The organism is Acinetobacter sp. UBA3025, assembly GCF_002367915.1.
Lineage (GTDB): Bacteria > Pseudomonadota > Gammaproteobacteria > Pseudomonadales > Moraxellaceae > Acinetobacter.
The window spans coordinates 1-3,695 of record NZ_DFDO01000269.1 but is presented as its reverse complement, the minus strand read 5'-3'; the positions used below and the strand labels follow the sequence as shown (position 1 = coordinate 3,695).

4 protein-coding genes are annotated in these 3,695 nt (G+C 37.7%); 2 read left to right on the top strand and 2 right to left on the bottom strand.

The window, feature by feature from the left end; genetic code table 11:
- The first annotated feature begins 88 nt into the window (after nt 1-88).
- Nucleotides 89-655, top strand: coding sequence for a recombinase family protein (locus tag B4J23_RS11310; RefSeq protein WP_291360689.1), 567 nt, complete (start codon nt 89-91; stop codon nt 653-655).
- Between the two features lie 10 nt (nt 656-665).
- Nucleotides 666-1,622 (top strand): arsenic resistance protein, encoded by a 957-nt coding sequence (locus B4J23_RS11305; protein ID WP_262738827.1) that lies wholly within the window; start codon nt 666-668, stop codon nt 1,620-1,622.
- Nucleotides 1,623-1,743: 121 nt separating this feature from the next.
- Here the strand turns inward: B4J23_RS11305 and feoB are convergent, their stop codons facing one another.
- Complete coding sequence (gene feoB / locus B4J23_RS11300) at nt 1,744-3,573, bottom strand: ferrous iron transporter B (protein WP_131274712.1); 1,830 nt, start codon at nt 3,571-3,573, stop codon at nt 1,744-1,746.
- The coding region (locus B4J23_RS11295; RefSeq protein ID WP_291360691.1) for a FeoA family protein at nt 3,563-3,695 on the bottom strand (133 nt) is incomplete at its 5' end. The genes B4J23_RS11295 and feoB, both read right to left, overlap by 11 nt.

The window sequence follows — 3,695 nt, the reverse complement described above, 5'->3', positions numbered from 1 at the left end:
GCCTATTTGCAACAGTGCCTGTAACTTTGATATTAAAGATTTATAATTTACGAAATTGTTCATTTTTATCCAATTGGGGAGTGAAAGAGTGAAAGGTCAAAAAGTAGGTTATGTCCGGGTGAGTTCAGTCGAGCAAAATACAGGACGTCAACTTGAGGGAATTGAAATCGACCGGATTTTTGTTGACCGAGCTTCGGGTAAAAATACCGACCGACCGAAATTTCAGGAAATGTTGAACTATGTCCGGGAAGGGGACAGGGTGATTTTACATTCCATGGATCGTTTTGCTCGAAGCTTAAAAGATTTAGTCACTGAAGTAGATAAACTGGTCAAACGAGGAATTGCCATCCAGTTCGTAAAAGAAAATATTACTTTCACTGCTCAATCTACCCCGATGGATAATTTGATGCTGCAATTGATGGGCGCTTTTGCACAGTTCGAACGTGAGATCATTTTAGAGCGTCAAAAAGAAGGAATAAAACTGGCCTCTGCTCAAGGAAAGTACAAAGGGCGTGTACATAAATTGAAACCTGAACAGGCTGAAGCTTTAAGACAAGAATGGAAGGAAGGAAAGTACCCTTCAAAAATGGCATTAGGCCAGGCATTTGGAATTAGTCGCCAGGCGGTATACCGCTATTTAAAAGCAAGTGAGTAACTCAATTAAAATGGAAAATATTCGAAATTTTCTTGAAGATAATCAAGTCAAAATCTACTTCTGTACCATCTTTATCGGAGTTATTTTTGGATTAACCATCAGTGGAGCGACGATTTTAGAAAGTTTGATTAACCCTGCACTGGCATTAATGTTATTTGCTACTTTTTTACAAGTACCTATTGCAGAAATTGGCAAGGCATTAAAAAATTTACGTTTTATTTCTGCATTACTTATTACTAACTTTATTGCCTTACCTTTAATTACGGCAGGTCTAATACAATTTTTACCTGAAAACCCACTTATTCGTTTAGCTGTACTTTTTGTTCTACTAGCACCGTGTATTGATTATGTGATTACTTTCACCCATGTTGGGAAAGGTAATGCAAGATTATTACTTGCGATGACACCTGTATTATTGCTTATCCAAATGATCTTACTATCAATTTATCTTGGTGTACTCCTCGGAGAAGAGGTAGCTCAGCTTGTTGAAATTGGTCCTTTTGTCCATGCGTTTGTATGGTTCATTGTTGCACCCTTAGCAATGGCAGCTATAGTTCAGTTCATTGGGAATAGAAATGAACAAGCAGAAAAAGTGGCTGAAAGCCTAAACTTATTTCCTGTACCTGCCACAGCCCTAGTTTTGTTTATCGTCCTAGCATCAGTTATGCCTCAAATTGGGCTTGCAAAAAGTGCAGCTCTTCAAGCTTTACCAATTTATATTTCTTTTACCATTATTGCTCCATTCGTGGGTTGGATAATTGCTCGTATTTTTCGATTAGAATCTGGCTCTGCTAGTGCTGTGTCCTTTTCAGCATCATATAGAAATTCATTTGTTATTCTTCCATTAGCTTTTGCAATTCCGGGAAGTATGCCCATAATTCCTGCTGTAATCTTGACTCAGACTATCGTTGAACTATGCTTTTTACCAATCTATATTCGTCTGATACCTCGACTATTCAAAACCTAGAGATTTAAACATTTAAGTAGTTGTTATAGTTAGATAAAAGTATTCAGAAGCCCACGCTTACATCGAGTAATTTAATAAAGGGGGGGGAGCTAGCTCCCCCCCTCTTTTATTCATTTGCTAATTAAAACTTACTCGCAACTTGATATGTGATGAATGAAAAGATGTAGGCTAATGCAAACAAATAAGTTGCCATAACGACAGGCTGTTTCCAGCTACCTGTTTCTCGTCTAATTGTTGCTAACGTGGCAAGACAATGTGGAGCAAAAATAAACCATACCAATAATGATAAACCTGTGGCTAACCCCCATCCATCCGGGCCTGAAATTTGACTTAACAGACTTTGAGTTACTGTATCTTCATCACCTGACATCGCATAAATCACCCCAAGAGCAGCAATTACAACTTCCCTTGCTGCCATAGCAGGAATGAGTGCAATACATATTTCCCATGTAAACCCAATAGGCGCAAATATAGGATGAATTAAATGCCCTAACTGACCAGCTAAACTATAGTTAATGGCCGGCATGCTTGCATTATCTGGTGGTTGAGGGAACGTGACTAGCACCCATAACAAGATAGACAGTGCGACGATAATGCCACCAACTCGTTTTAAGAAAATAGTTGCCCTATCATATAAGCCTAATGCAATATTTCTAATATCTGGAATTCGGTATGTGGGAAGTTCAAAAATAAAAATACTTTCAGTTTTATCTTTTCGAACCAATTTCAGAAACACTGAAACTAATAACGCTGAGACTATTCCCGACATATAAAGACCAAAAAGGACTAATCCTTGCAGACTTAACCAGCCGTAGATTAATTGGTTCGGAATAAATGCCGCGATCAATAAAGCATATACTGGCAATCTTGCTGAACAGGTCATCAAGGGTGCAATCATAATTGTTGCTAATCGGTCCCGTTCAGAGCTGATACTTCTGGTTGCCATAATTCCGGGAATGGCACAAGCAAAACTGGATAGCAGAGGAATAAATGAACGGCCGCTAAGCCCGGCTTTAGACATTAATTTATCTAAAAGAAATGCTGCCCGGGGTAAATAGCCTGACTCTTCAAGCATTAAAATGAAGAAGAATAAAATCAAAATCTGAGGCATATATGCAAGCACGCTACCTGCACCAGCAATTACCCCATCCACAACCAAGCTTTTTAATAGAGGATGTTGGATTAGTGGTCCAATAAAATCACTGAGCCATGCGACAAAATTTTCAATGAATTCAATAAAAGGCGTTGCCCATATAAATACCGCCTGGAACATCACAAACATGGTTAAAGTTAAGATTACTAAACCCAATACAGGATGTAGAAAAATTTTATCTAGAAATGCGGTTCTTTTATCACCACTGTCATTATTTAAAATAACTTGTTTGGTGATTTGTTTGACCTGTTCAAAATGACTTAATTCAGAATGATAAGGAGTAATAAAAAGATTTTTTTGATCTAATTGATTAATTAAATCTTGAATTCCTTTTGTTTTAACTGCGACAGCTTCAACTACAGGGATACCTAACAGTTGAGACAGTTTATCCTTATCAATGGAAATACCACGCTTTTTGACCTCATCCATCATATTTAATACAAGAATCATAGGGCGATTTAGAGCACGAACTTCGAGAACCAAGCTCAAATGTAAGCTTAAATTTGTGGCATCTACAACGCATATAAAAATATCGGGTAGAATTTCACCTTTTAGCTCGCCCAAACAAACTGCCCTGGTGACTTCTTCATCTAAACTACTAGGTTTTAAACTGTAAGTTCCGGGTAAGTCCAATACTCGTATTGCATCACCAGAAGGTAATTTAAAAGAACCTTCTTTTCTTTCTACGGTAACCCCAGCATAGTTGGCAACTTTTTGTCGCGTACCAGTAAGCGTATTAAATAAAGAGGTTTTTCCGCAATTTGGATTACCGACTAATGCAATGTTCTTAATCTTCATTGGATACTAACTCTACAAAAATTCTTTCAGCTTCATTCTTTCTTAATGCGAATCTTGAAGTTTCAATTTGAACTAAAACAGGATCTCCGCCAAAAACACCTTTAGTGAGTACTTGTAGAGTT

Coding starts and splice junctions, on each gene's coding strand:
- feoB (WP_131274712.1), bottom strand. CDS start 3,573: ATGAAGATTAAGAACATTGCATTAGTCGGTAATCCAAATTGCGGAAAA.
- B4J23_RS11305 (WP_262738827.1), top strand. CDS start 666: ATGGAAAATATTCGAAATTTTCTTGAAGATAATCAAGTCAAAATCTAC.